Raw genomic sequence first — 16,990 nt, 5'->3', positions numbered from 1 at the left:
TGCCGCGCCCCTACCCCGCCAGATCGATGCCGCTGAACTGTAAAAAACGGGCGGCGGCGTTCGACAAGGGCTGCGGCCAGATGCAATACACCTGGCGCCGCGGCCCGTCTTCAATCGGAATCGACACCAGCGCGCTTAAGCGTTGCGCGGTCGAGATCGGTACGATGCCCGCCGCCAACCCGCGCCGCACCAGATTCTCCAGCCATTCGATATGATCGATCTCAAAACTGACGTGCCGGCGGATGCCCGCCGCCAGGAAGGCGCGATCGGTTTGGCGCCGCGCGCCGGTGCCGCTGTAGAAATCCACCAGCGGCACTTCCGCCAGCGCCTGCAGGTTAACCCGCTCGCGGTTGGCCAGCGGGTGCTGCGGCGCCACCAGCGCCACCAGCGGCTCATCGGTCAACTGCCGGTGCGACATCGGCAGCAGATCGACATCGCCGGGCCAGATGCCGACGAACGCCATATCGCACTTCTGCTGACGCACATCCTCCAGCAGGGCTTCGCTCATGCCAACGTACAGGCGGATGTTCACCGCCGGATAGTGGCGATGAAACTTGTCGAGCTTTTCGGTCAGATCAATCGCGTTTATGGTTGAAATCGTGCCGATGGTCAGGGTGCCGGACACCGCATCGCCGGCGGCGGTCACCTCCTCCACCAGCGCCTGCTGCGCCGCCAACAGTCGCTGCGCCGAGGGTATGAAAGCCTGGCCGGCGGGGGTCAAGCGCACCCGGCGCGAAGTACGTTCAAACAGCGTACAGCCCAGCTCTTCTTCCAGTTTGGCGATCTGGTGGCTGAGCGCCGACTGCACCGTATGGCAGCGCTGCGCCGCCCGGGTGAAACTCTGTTCTTCCGCCACCGCCAGCGCATAGCGGATCTGTTTCAGGTTCATGGCATCTATCTTGAAATGAGATAAATCAAATGAAAATTATACATTGGTTTCCGGACGCGCGTTGCCGGATACTGCGCGCTATCTTCTTCCCGTGATGAAAAAACCATGAGCCAACAAAACGCCCATCCGGGCCTCAGCCCGGCGCTGACCGTGCTGATCGCCATCGCTACCGGCCTGGCGGTCGCCAGCAACTATTACGCGCAACCGCTGCTGGAAACCATCGCCACCGGTTTCAACCTGTCGGTCAACCAGGCCGGCTTTATCGTCACCGCCGCGCAGCTCGGTTACGCCACCGGCCTGCTGCTGCTGGTGCCGCTCGGCGACATGTTCGAACGCCGCGGGCTGATCGTGTTCATGACGCTGCTGGCCGCCGGCGGCATGCTGCTCACCGCCACTTCCGCCACGCTGCCGATGATGATCCTCGGCACCGCGCTCACCGGGCTGTTCTCGGTGGTGGCGCAGATCCTGGTGCCGCTGGCCGCCACGCTGGCCCACCCGGAAAAGCGCGGCAAGACCGTCGGCATCATCATGAGCGGCCTGCTGCTCGGCATCCTGCTGGCGCGCACCGTCGCGGGCGCCTTGGCGTCGTTCGGCGGCTGGCGCACCATCTACTGGGTCGCCAGCGTGCTGATGATCCTGATGGCGCTGATCCTGTGGCGCGCGCTGCCGCGCTATAAGCAACACTCCGGGCTGAACTACCCGCAGCTGCTGGCCTCGATCTTCAGCCTGTTCTGCCGCACGCCGCTGCTGCGCACCCGCGCCATCCTCGGCGCCCTGTCGTTCGCCAACTTCAGCGTGCTCTGGACCTCAATGGCCTTTCTGCTCGCCGCGCCGCCGTTCAACTATTCCGAAGGGGTGATCGGACTGTTCGGTCTGGTGGGCGCCGCCGGAGCGCTGGCCGCTTCGCGCGCCGGGCATCTGGCGGACAAAGGCAAGGCCGGGTTGACCACCACCGTCGGCCTGGTATTGCTGCTGCTGTCCTGGATACCTATCGCGCTGGCTAAACAATCGCTGTGGGCGCTGATCGCCGGCATCCTGATCCTCGATCTGGCGGTGCAGGCGGTACACGTCACCAACCAGAGCGTGATGTATCGCATCATGCCGGAGGCGCGCAACCGCCTGACCGCCGGCTACATGACCAGCTACTTTATCGGCGGCGCCCTCGGTTCGCTGCTCTCCGCGTCCGCCTATCAGCATGCAGGCTGGTACGGCGTAGCCGCCGTCGGAGGGGTGTTATGCCTGCTCAACCTGCTGACCTGGTGGCTCGGCAAGCATCACGATCCGCAGGGGCCGGCGGCAATCTGATTATCGTGCAAATAGTCACTAAAGAAATTTATTAGCGGTGCAGGGTATAAACATTACTTACTCTCTGGTAATGTTCTGGGCATAAACTATTGACGACCTATCTACCCTGCGACCCACAACCATGCAAAGCCAAGCTGCAGACAGCCTTACTCCGCCCGCCGTCAGCGCCACCTTCGCCAACGGCGTCGTCGACAGTTTGCCGATCGTCATCGGGTATGTCCCGGTGGCGTTCGCTTTCGGCCTCAGCGCCGTCAAACTGGGCTTTTCCCCGCTGGAAAGCATTTTCTTCTCCTGCATCATCTACGCCGGCGCCAGCCAGTTCGTGATCACCGCCCTGCTGAGCGCCGGCATGTCGCTGTGGGTCTCCGCGCTGACGGTAATGGCGATGGACGTGCGCCACCTGTTGTATGGCCCGGCGCTGCGTCACCGCATCGTCTCGCGCCTGTCGCCCGGCAAAACGGCGCTGTGGGCCTTTGGCCTGACCGATGAGGTCTTCGCCGCCGCCACCGCCAGGCTGATGCGCAATAACCGCAGCTGGAGCGAAAACTGGATGCTGGGCATCGCGCTCTGTTCCTGGCTCTCCTGGGTAGCCGGCACCGCGCTCGGCGCGCTGTTCGGCAACGGCCCGCTGGAGCAGTTCCCGGTGATCGAGGCCTCGCTCGCCTTCATGCTGCCGGCGCTGTTTCTCAGTTTCCTGCTGGCCGCTTTCCGGCGCCCGCAGAGCCTGACCATCGCCGCCGCGCTGGCCGGCGCGCTGCTCGGCGTGGTGCTGTTCTCCATTCCGGTCGCCATTTTGGCCGGCATCGGCGCCGGCTGCGCCGCCGCCCTGTTCCAACCCCCGCACGCGGAGGCCAGCCATGAACACTGATGTGTTGGTGATCGGCCTGGTGGTGGGCTGCGCCAACTACCTGTTCCGTTATCTGCCGCTGCGGCTGGCGCCGGCGCGCGCTCAGCCCGGCATCAAACGCGGCAAAGCCGCCCTGCTGCTCGACAGCATCGGCATCGCCTCCATCTGCGCCCTGCTGGTGGTCTCCAGCACGCCGGTGGTGATGCGCGAACCGGACAAGCTGCTGCCGACGTTAGCGGGGTTCGCCGCGCTGGCGCTGTGTTTCTACCGCAGTAAAAGCATCATTCTGTCGACGCTGCTCGGCGCGACGGCCTTTGGCGTCACATTAAAATTGTTAATGTTTTTCGGCCCTGGCTGACGCCGCCTCCGACCGTTTGGCTTCACACTGGCGTTTTCAGGCGTCACATCTTTACAAACACTGACAAATGACACGAATTGCTAAATTATCCGCACGGCTGAACATTTACATTATTTGTCACCGTCGTTACTATCTCGAACGAAATTAATGAGGCCCTAAATTATGGAAAGCTCGTTTGCCCCCATAGAACAAATGCTGAATTTCCGCGCCACGCGGCAGAAAGATTTCCCTTATCAGGAAATCCTGCTGACCCGTCTGTGCATGCACATGCAAGGCAAGCTGCTGGAAAATCGCAATAAGATGCTGAAAGCGCAGGGGATTAACGAAACACTGTTTATGGCGCTGATTACCCTGGATGCGCAGGAAAGCCACAGCATCCAACCTTCTGAGCTAAGCTCTGCCCTGGGCTCCTCGCGCACCAATGCGACCCGCATCGCCGACGAGCTGGAGAAGCGCGGCTGGATCGAACGCCGGGAAAGCGACAACGATCGCCGCTGCCTGCATCTGCATCTGACGCCGCAGGGGGAAGAATTTCTCAGTCAACTGCTGCCGCCGCAGCACCAATGTCTGCATTTCCTGTGGTCCACGCTGACCGACGATGAGCAAAAACAGCTGGAACAGCTGACGCGCAAATTGCTGGCACGTCTGGATCAAATGGAAATCACAGAACAGTTACCCTAATTCACAATTTCTGTTCAGGTACCTACTTATGCGATCCCCATTTCACTGGAGATTCACCCCGCTGTTCGCCGTGTTGCTGCTGGCCGGGTGTGCTTCTACCGATAATATTGCCCCGCAATCCACGCTGATGGATCCGCAGAGCCTGCAGTTGGCTCAGCCGAAAGTCAGTTCGCTGGCCGTCAGCCCGCAGTGGTGGCGCGCCCTCAAGGATCCGCAGCTGGACGCCTTGATGACGCAAACACTGCAAAGTTCGCCGACCCTGCGTCAGGCCGCCGCCCGCGTGCGCGAAGCGCAGAGCGTGGTAGGCGAAGCCAACGCCGCCAACGGGCCGAACCTGGATCTGAACGCCAGCACCCAGCGTCAGCGCGTGCCGCAAAACGTCAATATGGGGCTGGGGTATCCGCATAAGCCGATCTATTCAAGCTCCAACTCGCTGGGGTTGAACCTGGCGTACGAGTTCGACTGGTGGGGCAAATACCGCAACCAGGTGAACGCCGCCAAGGCGCAAGTGAACGCAGCGCGCGCCGAGCAGGAACAGGCGGCGCTGACGCTGACCAGCTCGGTGGCGTCCGCCTACTATCAGCTGCAGAGCAATCTCGCGCTCGAGAAGCTGCTGCAGCAGGAAGTGAACAACAACGAGCGCCTGACCGCGCTGCGCCAACAGCGCTATCAGGCCGGCCTGACCGGCGTCGACGTGCCGCAACAAACCCAGGCGCAGTCCGACGTCGCCAAACAGCAAATTCTGCAGCTGCAGTCGCAAATCGAACAGCTCAGACACCAGCTCGCCGCGCTGGCGGGCCAGGGGCCGAACGCCATGCAGCACCTGCGTCAGGTGCCGCTGCCTGCAGACAACCTGATGGCGCCGCAGGGCGAACTGACGGCGGATCTGCTGGGCAAACGCCCGGACATCGCCGCGCAACGCCAGCTGGTGGAGTCTTACAGCCAGCGCGTCAGCGCCGCGCGTAAAGAGTTTTACCCCAGCCTGACCATTTCAGCCTTCGCCGGCCTGATGACCACCAATACCAGTGGCACCAGCCCGAATCTGTTTGAAGCGGCCAGCCAGGCCTGGAACGTGATGCCGGCGATCTCGCTGCCGATCTTCCACGCCGGCGCCCTGCGCAGCAAGCTGGGTGAGGAATCCGCGCTGTATGACGAAGCGGTGGAATCCTACAACCAAACCATCCTGAATGCGGTACAGGAAACCGCCGACGCCATCACCATCCAGCAGAGCTCTGCACAACAGCAGCTGCAGGCGGCGTCCGCGGCCCAGTCGATGCAACAGGTGTATCAGGTCGCCAACGCCCGTTACCAGGCAGGGATTATCGGGCGCGACGATCTGTTGACCAGCCAGACGCAGCTATTGCAGCAGCAACAGGCGGAGTTGAATGCCAGCAGCAATTTACTGCAGGCGAAGATAGGACTGATCCGCGCGTTGGGCGGTGGCTATCAGGCCCCGGCCGCAGCGGATTCGAAAGCATAATAATATAAGGCTTGGAGAACACCATGAGCGCAAGCGCGGAAACCCAAAACCCGCAGCAGCCGAGCGGCAAAAAGAAGCAGCGCAAATTTTGGCTGCTGTTGCTGACGGTTATTTTCATTGTTATAGGGGTGGCTTATTTAGTGTATTGGTTCCTGGTGCTGCGTCATCACCAGGAAACCGATGACGCCTACGTCTCCGGCAACCAGGTGCAGATCATGGCCCAGGTGTCCGGCAGCGTGAACAGCGTCAACTTCGACAACACCGACTACGTCAAGCAGGGCGACGTGCTGCTGACGCTCGATCCGACCGATGCCGAGCAGGCGTTTGAACGCGCCAAAACCGGCCTGGCCAACAGCGTGCGTCAGACCCACCAGCTGATCATCAACAGCAAGCAGTATCAGGCCAACATCGCCTTGCGCAAGACCGATCTGAGCAAGGCCGAGAACGATCTGAAACGTCGCGTGGTGCTGGGCAGCGTTGACGCCATCGGCCGCGAAGAGCTGCAACACGCTCGCGATGCGGTCGACAGCGCCAAAGCCGCGCTGGAAGTGGCGGTGCAGCAATACAACGCCAACCAGGCGATGGTGCTGAACACCCCGCTGGAACAGCAGCCGGCGATCCAGCAAGCCGCCGCGCAGATGCGCGACGCCTGGCTGGCGCTGCAGCGTACCAAAGTGATCAGCCCGATTACCGGCTATGTCTCGCGCCGCAGCGTGCAGGTCGGCGCGCAGATCGCCGCCGGTTCGCCGCTGATGGCGGTGGTGCCGGCCGATCACATCTGGGTTGACGCCAACTTCAAGGAAACGCAGATCGCCAATATGCGCATCGGCCAGCCGGCGAAGGTGGTCAGCGACGTCTACGGCGACGACGTGGTGTATCAAGGCAAAGTGGTCGGTATCGACATGGGCACCGGCAGCGCCTTTTCGCTGCTGCCGGCCCAGAACGCCACCGGCAACTGGATCAAGGTGGTGCAACGTCTGCCGGTGCGTATTGAGCTCGACGCCAAGCAGGTGGCCGATCATCCGCTGCGCATCGGTCTTTCGACGCTGGTGACCGTCGACACCGCCAACCTGGACGGCCGCGTGCTGTCTGACGTGGTGCGCGACAAACCGCTGTATCAGAGCGACGCGCTGGCGTTGAATCTGGCGCCGGTTAACCAGCTGATCGCCGACGTGATCCATGCGAACGCCGGCTAAGCGCGCGGGAGGCCATCTTGCCACAGAAACCGCTTGAAGGCGCCCAGCTTGCCTGGATGACGGTCGCGCTCGCCATGGCGACCTTCATGCAGGTGCTGGACTCCACCATCGCCAACGTGGCGATCCCCACCATTGCCGGTAACCTCGGGTCTTCCAACTCGCAGGGCACCTGGGTGATCACCTCGTTCGGCGTGGCGAACGCCATCTCGATCCCGATCACCGGCTGGCTGGCGAAGCGCATCGGCGAAGTGCGGCTGTTCCTCTGGTCCACCGCGCTGTTCGTTCTCGCCTCCTGGCTGTGCGGCATCTCCAACAGCCTCGGCATGCTGATCTTCTTCCGCGTGATCCAGGGCGTGGTGGCCGGGCCGCTGATCCCGCTGTCTCAGAGCCTGTTGCTGAACAACTACCCGCCCGCCAAGCGAGCGATGGCCCTGGCGCTCTGGTCGATGACCGTGATCGTCGCGCCGATCTTCGGGCCAATTCTCGGCGGTTACATCAGCGACAACTACCACTGGGGTTGGATCTTCTTCATCAACATCCCGATCGGCGCCTTCGTTATCCTGGCGGCGATGGCGACGCTGAAGGGGCGAGAAACCAAAACCGAGATCAAGCCGATCGACACCGTCGGCCTGGTGCTGTTGATCGTCGGCATCGGTTCGCTGCAGGTGATGCTCGATCAGGGCAAGGAGCTGGACTGGTTCAACTCGACCGAGATCATCACCCTGACCGTCGTGGCGGTCGTGGCGCTGCTGTTCCTGGTGGTCTGGGAACTGACGGACGATCATCCGGTGGTGGATTTGTCGCTGTTCAAGTCGCGCAACTTTACCATCGGCTGTCTGTGCATCAGCCTGGCGTACATGCTGTATTTCGGCGCCATCGTTCTGCTGCCGCAGCTGCTGCAAGAGGTGTACGGCTATACCGCCACCTGGGCGGGGCTGGCGTCGGCGCCGGTCGGGCTGATCCCGGTGCTGCTGTCGCCGATCATCGGTAAGTTCGGCAACCGGCTCGACATGCGCAAGCTGGTGACCTTCAGCTTCATCATGTATGCCGTGTGCTTCTACTGGCGCGCCTATACGTTTGAACCGGGCATGGACTTCGGCGCTTCGGCCTGGCCGCAGTTCGTTCAAGGTTTCGCCATCGCCTGCTTCTTCATGCCGTTGACCACCATCACGCTGTCCGGCCTGCCGCCGGAACGCATGGCGGCGGCATCGAGCCTGTCGAACTTTACGCGAACCCTGGCGGGCTCGATCGGCACCTCGATCACCACTACCCTGTGGACGCAGCGCGAATCGCAGCACCATTCGCAACTGACGGAGTTCGTCAACCCGTACAACCCGCAGTCGCAGGAGATGTACCGGCAGCTCGAGCAGCTCGGCATGAGCAAGCAGCAGGCGTCGGCGTATATCGCCAACGAGATCACGGCACAGGGGCTGATCATCTCCGCCAACGAGATTTTCTGGCTGTCGGCCGGGGTATTCCTGGTGCTGCTGGCGCTGGTGTGGGTAGCGAAACCGCCATTCAGCTCCGGCGGCGGCGGGGGCGGCGGCGCTCACTAAGCTTCAATAAACGAAACGGGCGCCCTGAGGCGCCCGTTTTTTTATTCGACGTAATGAAAATCACGCCTGATTCTGACGCCACCAGTCCGCCAGCAGAATGCCGGTCGCCACGGAAACGTTCAGGCTTTCTACCTTGCCGGTGCCGCCGATAGACACGTTCATATCGCCCTGCTGCCAGGCGCTGTCGCTGAGGCCGTCGCGCTCCTGGCCCAGCACCAGCACCATCTTGGCCGGCAGCTTGGCCTGCGCCAGCGCGGTGCCTTTGTGGCTGGAGGTGGTGACGATGGTGTAACCCGCCTTGCGGAAGGTATCCAGCACCGACAGGAAATCATCGGCGTTGATCGCCTTGATGTGCTCCGCGCCGCCTTCTGCGGTACGCACCGCCGCGCCGGATTCCAGCAACGCCGGATCCTGCAGCAGCACGCCGTTGACGCCGAAGTGGGCGCACGAACGGACGATGGCGCCCAGGTTATGCGGGTTGCCGACTTCTTCCAGCGCCAATACGCAGTCGGTCGCCGGCGCAGTTTTCAGGTAGGTCTGCGCATCCAGGCCCTGACGCTTTTTGATCAGGAAGCAGACGCCGCCGTGGTGCTCGGTGCCGGAAGCCTTGGCCAGCTCTTCCTCATCCACCACGTGGTAGGCTTTGCGGTTAGCCGCCATCCAGCGCAGCGCTTCACGAAAGCGCGGCGTGACCGACTGCACGAACCAGGCGCGCACGATCGCTTCCGGGCGGCTGGCGAACAGCGCCTGACAGGCGTTCTCACCGTAAACGCGGGTTTCTTCCGCGCGCTGGCGGCGCAGCTGTTCCGGATCGATAAAGCTTTTGCCGCTGATGCCGCCGTGATCGAACGCCGGCTCTTCACTCGGCGCGCGCGACACGGTTCTCCACGGCGACTCGTTGCCGCCGCGATCTTCAGAGCGCGCCGGACGGCGAGGACGATCGCTTTCACTGCGGCGGGAATCGGCTCCGCGACGGTCATTGCCGCCGCGCGCCTTGTCTTGACCGGTGCGGCCCGAGCGCGCACCGTCAGCCGGACGGCCTTTGCCGGCCGGACGTTTATTCTTGTTGCGGTCGTCGCCGTTGTCGTCGTCGCTGCGGACGTACATCACTTTGACCTTACCGTTCTTGCCACTAAATGAATCGTTCATTGTCTTCTCCACCAACGCGCAGGGCGCGAAGATTACCTGATGTTGGTGCATGAAGCCACCAACTTGCGCTAAAAGCTCCCAACTATCACATCCATTGAACAAACCTCATTGTTCATGCGCCGGGTTTTGCCGATAATCGTCAGCATTAAAGAAACATCTCCGCAACCGCGTTGCGGGGACCCGGCTTTCTCAGTACCCGAGGTCAACATGAATACAGTTTGTGCAGCTTGCAATGCCACCAACCGTGTGCCGGAAGAACGTCTGGCGGACAACGCGAAATGCGGCCGCTGCGGCCATGAGCTCTTCGACGGTGAAGTGATCAACGCCACCGCCGCCACGCTGGACCAGTTGCTGCAGGACGATCTGCCGGTCGTGGTCGATTTTTGGGCGCCGTGGTGCGGCCCGTGCCGCAGCTTTGCGCCGATCTTTGAAGACGTGGCCGAAGAGCGCGCCGGCAAAGTGCGCTTCGTGAAAGTGAACACTGAAGCCGAGCCGGAACTGAGCGCCCGTTTCCGCATCCGCAGCATCCCGACCATCATGGTGTTCCGTCAGGGCAAGATGGTCGACATGCTCAACGGCGCGATGCCGAAGGCGCCGTTTGACAACTGGCTCAACGAGTTAGTGTGATTCGGCAAGTATAGGCCGTATCCCGCCATCGCGCGCGAACGCGCCCCGATCGAGCCCGCCCCTCCCGGCGGGCTTTTTTCTGCGTTACAATAGCGGTTTTTCCCCAGGATCGTTATGACCGACAACGCCGTACTTCGCCTGCGCCAATTCCGTTTAGACCGCGCCACCCGCCCCTTTCTGGCGCGCGGTTGCCGAGTGGCGCGTTGTCAGGGTTGCCTGCTGCCGCATAAAAACTGCCTGTGCGACACCATTCGCCCGCAGCAGGCCGGCAGCCGTTTCTGCCTGATCATGTTCGGCGCCGAGCCGCTCAAGCCCAGCAACACCGGGCGCCTGATCGCCGATATCCTGCCGGACACCCAGGCGTTCCTCTGGTCGCGTACCGAGGTCGATCCCGCCCTGTTGGCGGCCATCAACGATCCGACACGGCAGCCTTACGTGGTGTTCCCCGCGTCCTACGCCGACGCCGAGCGGCCGGTGTTCAGCGAACTGCCCGTCGGCGGCAAACCGCCGCTGTTCATCATGCTGGACGGCACCTGGGCGGAAGCGCGCAAAATGTTCCGTAAAAGCCCGTACCTCAATCAATTCCCGGTGTTTTCACTCAACGTCGACGCCGCATCGGCCTACCAGCTGCGCGAAGCCAGCCGCGCCGAGCAACACTGCACGGCGGAAGTGGCCGCCGCCCTGCTGCAACAGGCGGGCGATATGCCGGCCGCCGACGGATTGAATCAGCATTTCCGCTATTTCCGTCAACAGTATCTGGCGGGAAAACCGACCCGACCGGAGGCACCGGTCACAGCAATGTAGCCATAAAGCGCCTAAAATCAGGCGTAACGTTGCCAAAAGGAGCCGTGCATGAGCCAGCGAGGGTTAGAAGCGCTACTACGTCCCAAATCGATCGCCGTGCTGGGCGCTTCGCAGCAGCCGGGCCGCGCCGGCAACCTGATGATGAGCAACCTGCTGGCCGGCGGTTTCGGCGGGCCCATCTTGCCGGTGACGCCGCGCTACAAGGCGGTATGCGGCGTCATGGCCTATCCCGACGTCGCCAGCCTGCCGCTGACGCCGGATCTGGCGATCATCTGCACCCACGCCAGCCGTAATCTGGCGCTGATTGAAGCGCTGGGCCAACGCGGCTGCAAAACCGCCATCGTGCTCTCTTCGCCGCCGGAACAGTTCGCCGAGCTCAAAGCCTGCGCGCAGCGTTACGCCATGCGGCTGCTGGGCCCCAACAGTCTGGGGCTGCTGGCGCCGTGGCAAGGCATCAACGCCAGCTTCTCGCCGGTGCCGATCCAAAAGGGCAAGCTGGCGTTTATCTCGCAGTCCGCCGCCGTGGCCAACACCATTCTCGACTGGGCACAGCAGCGCGAAGTCGGTTTCTCCTATTTCATCGCGCTGGGCGACAGCCTGGATATCGACGTCGACGACCTGCTCGACTTTTTGGCGCGCGACAGCAAGACCAGCGCCATCCTGCTGTATCTGGAAAACATCAGCGATGCGCGGCGCTTTCTCTCCGCCTCGCGCAGCGCCTCGCGCAACAAGCCCATTCTGGTGATCAAAAGCGGCCGTAGCCAACAGGCGCAATTACTGCTCAACAGCCAACTGGGGCTGGACGCCGCCTATGACGCCGCCATCCAGCGCGCCGGCCTGCTGCGCGTCCAGGATACCCATGAGCTGTTCTCGGCGGTGGAAACCCTCAGCCATATGCATCCGCTGCGCGGCGAACGGCTGATGATCGTCAGCAACGGGGCGGCGCCGGCGGCGATGGCCTTGGACGAACTGCTCGGCCGCAACGGCAAGCTGGCGACGCTGAGCGAGGAGAGCCTGGCGACGCTGAGCGACGCGCTGCCGGACTTCATTCGCGCCGGCAACCCGCTCGACCTGCGCGACGACGCCACGCCGCAGCGTTATCTGGCGGCTCTCGAAGCGCTGCTCGACAGCCACGACTATGACGCGCTGCTGCTGATCCACGCGCCGAGCGCGGCTGCGCCCGGCACCGCCACGGCGCAGCGGCTGATCGACGCGCTGCATCGCCATGCGCGCGGCAAGCGCATCACGCTGCTGACCAACTGGTGCGGCGAATACTCTTCGCAAGAGGCGCGCCGGCTGTTTACCGAAGCCGCCATTCCGACTTACCGCACGCCGGAAGGCGCGGTCACCGCCTTTATGCATATGGTGGAATACCGCCGCAACCAGAAGCAACTGAAGGAGACGCCCGCGCTGCCGGTCGGCCTGACCGCCAATACCGCCGATGCCCACCGCCTGATTCATCAGGCGCTGGCCGAAGGCGCCACCCAGTTGGATACCCACGAGGTGCAATCTATTCTGCAGGCCTACGATCTGAGCACCCTGCCGACCTGGATCGCCGAAGACAGCGCCGAAGCGGTGCACATCGCCGAGCAGATCGGCTACCCGGTGGCGCTGAAGCTGCGCTCGCCGGATATCCCGCACAAATCGGAAGTTCAGGGCGTGATGCTTTACCTGCGCACCGCGACCGAAGTGCAACGCGCGGCGGAGGCGATCCTCGACCGCGTGAAGCGTACCTATCCTCAGGCGCGCATCCACGGCCTGTTGGTGCAGAGCATGGCCAACCGCGCCGGCGCCCAGGAGCTGCGCATCGCCGTGGAGCAGGATGCCATTTTCGGCCCGTTGATCATGCTGGGTGAAGGCGGCGTAGAGTGGCGCCAGGAAAATCAGGTCGCGGTCGCGCTGCCGCCGTTGAATATGGCGCTGGCGCGTTATCTGGTGCTGCAGGCGGTGAAAGGCGGCAAGATCCGCGGGCGCAGCGCACTGCGGCCTTTAGATATCCCCGGGCTGAGCCGTTTGCTGGTGCAGGTCTCCAACCTGATCCTCGACTGCCCTGAGATCGCCCGGCTGGATATTCACCCGGTGCTGGCTTCCGGCAGCGAGTTCACCCTGCTGGACGTTTCGATGCAGCTCGCACCGTTCAGCGGCGATCCGCAGGCGCGGCTGGCGATTCGGCCTTATCCGCATGAGCTGGAAGAAACCATCGCGCTGAAAGACGGCAGCCAATGCCTGTTCCGCCCTATCCTGCCGGAAGACGAGCCGGCGCTGAAGCATTTCATCGACCGGGTGACCAAGGAAGATCTCTATTACCGCTACTTCAGCGAGATCAACGAGTTTACCCATGACGATTTGGCCAACATGACGCAGATCGACTACGATCGGGAAATGGCCTTTGTGGCGGTGCGGGCAGACGAGATTATCGGCGTGACCCGCGCGCTGTCCGATCCGGACAACACCGATGCCGAGTTCGCCGTGCTGGTGCGTTCCGACCTGAAAGGCGTGGGGCTCGGCCGCCAGCTGCTGGAGAAAATGATCGCCTATGCGCGCGCGCATGGCCTGACCCGCCTGAGCGGCATCACCATGCCGAATAACCGCGGCATGATCGCGCTGGCGCAGCGGTTGGGCTTTGGCATCGAGGTGCAGCTTGAGGACGGCATCGTCAATCTGACGCTGCCGCTGCAGGCCGACGACGCGCAGTGACCTGCGTCGCAATGCGCTACGAATCCACCACTTAACGCCAAAACATACGCACAATCGAGGCAACTAATGGTATTATCGCCCGATTATTCGGTTTATTGTTTTTAAGTCTGTGGCGTTCCGGCCATCAATCATGAGAGAAGAAGCGCACTGTGATGTTGTCAAAATTTAAACGTAGCAAACATCAACAACACCTTGCACAACTGCCCAAACTCCCCCAGACGGTTGCTGATGTTCGTACTCTGTACGCGCCGTCCGACTTTCGCGCCACGCTGCTGGATTCCATCGCCAACGCCACCCAACGTATCTATCTGGTGGCTCTGTATCTGGAGCATGACGACGCCGGGCGTGAGATCCTCAACGCGCTGTATCAAGCCAAGAAGCGGCGGCCCGAGCTGGAAATCTGCGTGCTTGTCGACTGGCACCGCGCACAGCGCGGGCGCATCGGCGCCGCCGCCGCCAATACCAACGCCGACTGGTACTGCGCCATGGCCAGCCAGCATCCGGAGCAATCGGTGCCAATCTACGGCGTGCCGGTCAATACTCGCGAAGCACTGGGCGTATTGCATCTGAAAGGTTTTGTGGTCGACGATACCGTGATCTACAGCGGCGCCAGCATCAACGACGTCTATCTGCATCAGCATGAGAAATACCGTTACGATCGCTACCAGTTGATCACCAACGGCGTGCTGGCCGATACTCTGATCGATTACATCAAGCAGCATCTGCTCACCGCCGGCGCCGTACAACGCCTGGATCGCAGCGATCGGCCGAAAAGCCCGGAGATCAAAAACGAAACCCGTCTGTTCCGTTTCGCCCTACGCCGCGCCGGTTACCACTTCCGCGGCAAAGCCGGCAACGATGAGCTGGCGGTGACGCCGATGGTTGGGCTAGGCAAACAAAGCGTGCTGAATAAAACCATTCATCACCTGATGTCATGCACCGACCAGAAACTGACGCTGTGCACCCCCTATTTCAACCTGCCGGCGCTGCTGGTGCGCAACATCATTTATCTGCTGCGACAGGGCAAGCAGGTGGAAATCATCGTCGGCGATAAAACCGCCAACGATTTCTATATTCCGGAAGACCAGCCGTTCAAAATCATCGGCGCGCTGCCCTACCTGTATGAGATCAACCTGCGCCGCTTCCTGAGCCGGTTGCAGCGTTACATCGACACCGGCCAACTGATCGTGCGTTTGTGGAAGGATGGCGATAACAGCTATCACCTGAAAGGCATGTGGGTAGACGAAGAGTGGCAGCTGATTACCGGCAATAACCTCAACCCGCGCGCCTGGCGGCTGGATCTGGAAAACGCCATTCTGATCCACGATCCCAAGCAAGAGCTGCGCGAGCAACGGCAGAAAGAGCTGGAATGCATCCGTACTCATACCACTGTAGTCGGCCATTATCAGGAACTGCAAAGCATTCAGCAGTATCCGATCAAGGTGCGTAAGCTGATTCGGCGTCTGCGCCGTATCCGCATCGATCGGCTGATCAGCCGTATCCTGTAAGCGGTATGCTGACCCCGGCCAAGGCCGGGGTTTTTATTACAGCTGTATCTCCTTGCCTTTGCGATGCAACCGGAGCGAGACCAGCAGCGCCAGCAGGCACATGCCGGAGACATACCAGAAGAAGGCGTTCTCCACGCCAAACGATTTAAGCGACAGCGCCACATATTCCGCCGAGCCGCCGAACATGGCGTTCGCCACCGCATAAGACAAGCCCACCCCTAAAGCACGTACCTCCGGCGGGAACATTTCGGCTTTAAGCAGCCCGCTGATCGCGGTGTAAAAACTGATGATGAACAGCGCCAGCACGATCAGGCCAAACGCCATATAAGGATTACTCACCTCTTTCAGAGCGAACAGGATCGGCACCGTCAACACCGTGGCAAAGGCCGAGAAGATCAACATCGAGCTGCGACGGCCGATTTTGTCCGAAAACGCGCCTACCGCAGGCTGCAGCAGCATAAAGACGAACAGCGCGACGGTCATGATGGCGCTGGCCAGCTTGGCGTCCATACCGGCGGTATTCACCAGATATTTCTGCATGTAGGTGGTGAAGGTGTAGAAGGTCAGCGAACCGGCGGCGGTAAAGCCCAGCACCATCAGGAACGCCTTGCGATTTTTCCACAGCCCCGTCAGCGAACCGGCATCTTTGTGGTTACGCGTCTTCGCATCGGAGGTTTCATTCAGCGAACGGCGCAGGTACAGCGCAACTACCGCCAACACGGCACCCAGGGCAAACGGAATGCGCCATCCCCAGGCTTTCAGCTCTTCGGCGGGCAATATCTGCTGCAGGATCACCAGGACCAGCAGCGCCAACAGTTGCCCGCCGATCAGCGTCACGTACTGGAACGAGGCGTAAAAGCCGCGTCGCCCCTTGATCGCCACCTCGCTCATATAGGTCGCGCTGGTGCCGTATTCTCCCCCTACCGACAGCCCCTGGAACAGGCGGGCGATCAGCAGCAACGCCGGCGCCCAGCTGCCGATCGATTCATACGTCGGCAGGCAGGCGATCACCAGCGATCCGGCGCACATCATACAGACCGAAAGCAGCATGGAATTTTTTCGACCATGCTTGTCGGCAATATAACCGAATAGCCAACCGCCAATCGGCCGCATAAAGAAGCCGGCGGCGAATACCCCGGCGGTTTGCAGCAGCTGCGTGGTGCTGTTGCCCGCCGGGAAGAACGAGGCGGCAAAGTAAATGGAACAGAAGGAGTAAACGTAAAAATCAAACCACTCCACCAGATTGCCTGATGAAGCCCCGACGATAGCGAAAATGCGTTTCTTGTTATCCAGCGCCCCCTGTTCGACGCCGTGCTCATCCCCAAGAGCCGAGGTTGTTTCTGTCATGATGTATTCTCCGAGCCATAACAATGATGAAATTTGGCTTCCTGTCGCCCTGGTTGTTACTTTATTGTTACTTACAAGTTAACAGCCAAACTTAATAGCGGACGAAGAATATCTGACATTCAGAGAAACAATGCGTTGGTTTTGTGATGAATATTAAACAGTACGATGAAAGCTGAAGCGGATTACAACGGGGATTTTCCATTTTACGCAAAGCAAAAAGCCCTGAACGTCAGTTCAGGGCTTTCGGCTTTATTTGATGCCTGGCAGTGTCCTACACAATTCGTCTCATCCTGAGACTCTCCCCTCCGGGGCCGCCGCAAGCGGCGTTAAGGCCCGTTCCCGACGGGCCTTTCGCATGCCCATGCTCGAGCAGAACGCCAGATAACAGACAAAACAAAAAGCCCCATGCTTTCGCATGAGGCTTTTTGCTTTATTTGATGCCTGGCAGTGTCCTACTCTCGCATGGGGAGACCCCACACTACCATCGGCGCTACGGCGTTTCACTTCTGAGTTCGGCATGGGGTCAGGTGGGACCACCGCGCTATT

The 16,990-nt window shown here is 61.3% G+C and carries 14 protein-coding genes and 1 rRNA gene; 11 read left to right on the top strand and 4 right to left on the bottom strand.

Annotation, left to right across the window (positions count from 1 at the left end; translation table 11 throughout):
• Positions 1–10: 10 nt before the first annotated feature.
• A complete protein-coding gene (locus tag ACJ8IP_RS20010) occupies positions 11–889 on the bottom strand; it encodes a LysR family transcriptional regulator (RefSeq protein WP_019455589.1) in 879 nt (292 codons plus the stop codon).
• Between the two features lie 105 nt (positions 890–994).
• On the opposite strand from ACJ8IP_RS20010, the gene ACJ8IP_RS20005 reads away from it, so the two are divergent.
• The 7 genes from ACJ8IP_RS20005 (at position 995) to emrB (ending at position 8,312) form a co-directional block, all read left to right on the top strand.
• A complete protein-coding gene (locus ACJ8IP_RS20005) occupies positions 995–2,194 on the top strand; it encodes an MFS transporter (RefSeq protein WP_042785251.1) in 1,200 nt (399 codons plus the stop codon).
• Between the two features lie 121 nt (positions 2,195–2,315).
• Positions 2,316–3,062 (top strand): AzlC family ABC transporter permease, encoded by a 747-nt coding sequence (locus ACJ8IP_RS20000; RefSeq protein ID WP_033644163.1) that lies wholly within the window; start codon positions 2,316–2,318, stop codon positions 3,060–3,062.
• Complete coding sequence (gene ygaH / locus ACJ8IP_RS19995; protein WP_033644164.1) at positions 3,052–3,399, top strand: L-valine transporter subunit YgaH; 348 nt, start codon at positions 3,052–3,054, stop codon at positions 3,397–3,399. Before ACJ8IP_RS20000 ends, ygaH begins: the two co-directional genes overlap by 11 nt.
• 162 nt (positions 3,400–3,561) lie before the next feature.
• Positions 3,562–4,080 carry a transcriptional repressor MprA gene (gene mprA, locus ACJ8IP_RS19990; RefSeq protein WP_004928879.1) on the top strand — a complete coding sequence of 173 codons (519 nt, stop codon included), beginning with the start codon at positions 3,562–3,564 and terminating at the stop codon, positions 4,078–4,080.
• Between the two features lie 28 nt (positions 4,081–4,108).
• Entirely contained in the window at positions 4,109–5,560 is a 1,452-nt protein-coding gene (locus ACJ8IP_RS19985; RefSeq protein WP_033644165.1) for an efflux transporter outer membrane subunit, read from the top strand.
• Between the two features lie 23 nt (positions 5,561–5,583).
• Positions 5,584–6,756, top strand: a complete 1,173-nt coding sequence (gene emrA, locus ACJ8IP_RS19980) for a multidrug efflux MFS transporter periplasmic adaptor subunit EmrA (RefSeq protein WP_108681821.1) — start codon at positions 5,584–5,586, stop codon at positions 6,754–6,756.
• 17 nt (positions 6,757–6,773) lie between these two features.
• The gene (gene emrB, locus ACJ8IP_RS19975; RefSeq protein ID WP_047025547.1) at positions 6,774–8,312 is read left to right on the top strand and encodes a multidrug efflux MFS transporter permease subunit EmrB; all 1,539 of its coding nucleotides are present in this window, start codon (positions 6,774–6,776) and stop codon (positions 8,310–8,312) included.
• A gap of 60 nt (positions 8,313–8,372) precedes the next feature.
• On the opposite strand, the gene ACJ8IP_RS19970 is transcribed toward emrB, so the two are convergent.
• Positions 8,373–9,461, bottom strand: a complete 1,089-nt coding sequence (locus ACJ8IP_RS19970; RefSeq protein WP_033644167.1) for a tRNA/rRNA methyltransferase — start codon at positions 9,459–9,461, stop codon at positions 8,373–8,375.
• A gap of 207 nt (positions 9,462–9,668) precedes the next feature.
• On the opposite strand from ACJ8IP_RS19970, the gene trxC reads away from it, so the two are divergent.
• The 4 genes from trxC (at position 9,669) to pssA (ending at position 15,097) form a co-directional block, all read left to right on the top strand.
• Positions 9,669–10,088 (top strand): thioredoxin TrxC, encoded by a 420-nt coding sequence (trxC, locus tag ACJ8IP_RS19965; protein ID WP_004928868.1) that lies wholly within the window; start codon positions 9,669–9,671, stop codon positions 10,086–10,088.
• A 114-nt stretch (positions 10,089–10,202) separates the two neighbouring features.
• Positions 10,203–10,892, top strand: coding sequence for a tRNA-uridine aminocarboxypropyltransferase (locus tag ACJ8IP_RS19960; RefSeq protein WP_047573925.1), 690 nt, complete (start codon positions 10,203–10,205; stop codon positions 10,890–10,892).
• 48 nt (positions 10,893–10,940) lie between these two features.
• The gene (locus ACJ8IP_RS19955) at positions 10,941–13,589 is read left to right on the top strand and encodes a bifunctional acetate--CoA ligase family protein/GNAT family N-acetyltransferase (RefSeq protein ID WP_033644169.1); all 2,649 of its coding nucleotides are present in this window, start codon (positions 10,941–10,943) and stop codon (positions 13,587–13,589) included.
• Positions 13,590–13,741: 152 nt separating this feature from the next.
• The gene (pssA, locus tag ACJ8IP_RS19950) at positions 13,742–15,097 is read left to right on the top strand and encodes a CDP-diacylglycerol--serine O-phosphatidyltransferase (RefSeq protein ID WP_072627087.1); all 1,356 of its coding nucleotides are present in this window, start codon (positions 13,742–13,744) and stop codon (positions 15,095–15,097) included.
• A 36-nt stretch (positions 15,098–15,133) separates the two neighbouring features.
• Here the strand turns inward: pssA and ACJ8IP_RS19945 are convergent, their stop codons facing one another.
• A complete protein-coding gene (locus tag ACJ8IP_RS19945) occupies positions 15,134–16,444 on the bottom strand; it encodes an MFS family transporter (protein ID WP_033644171.1) in 1,311 nt (436 codons plus the stop codon).
• 439 nt (positions 16,445–16,883) lie between these two features.
• Positions 16,884–16,990: ribosomal RNA gene (gene rrf / locus ACJ8IP_RS19940) — 5S ribosomal RNA — on the bottom strand; the annotation flags it as partial.

This window comes from Serratia sp. CY52157 (assembly GCF_052168495.1).
Lineage (GTDB): Bacteria > Pseudomonadota > Gammaproteobacteria > Enterobacterales > Enterobacteriaceae > Serratia > Serratia ureilytica.
Note: the sequence above shows the minus strand (reverse complement) of the source record. Positions and strands in the feature narration are given on the sequence as shown.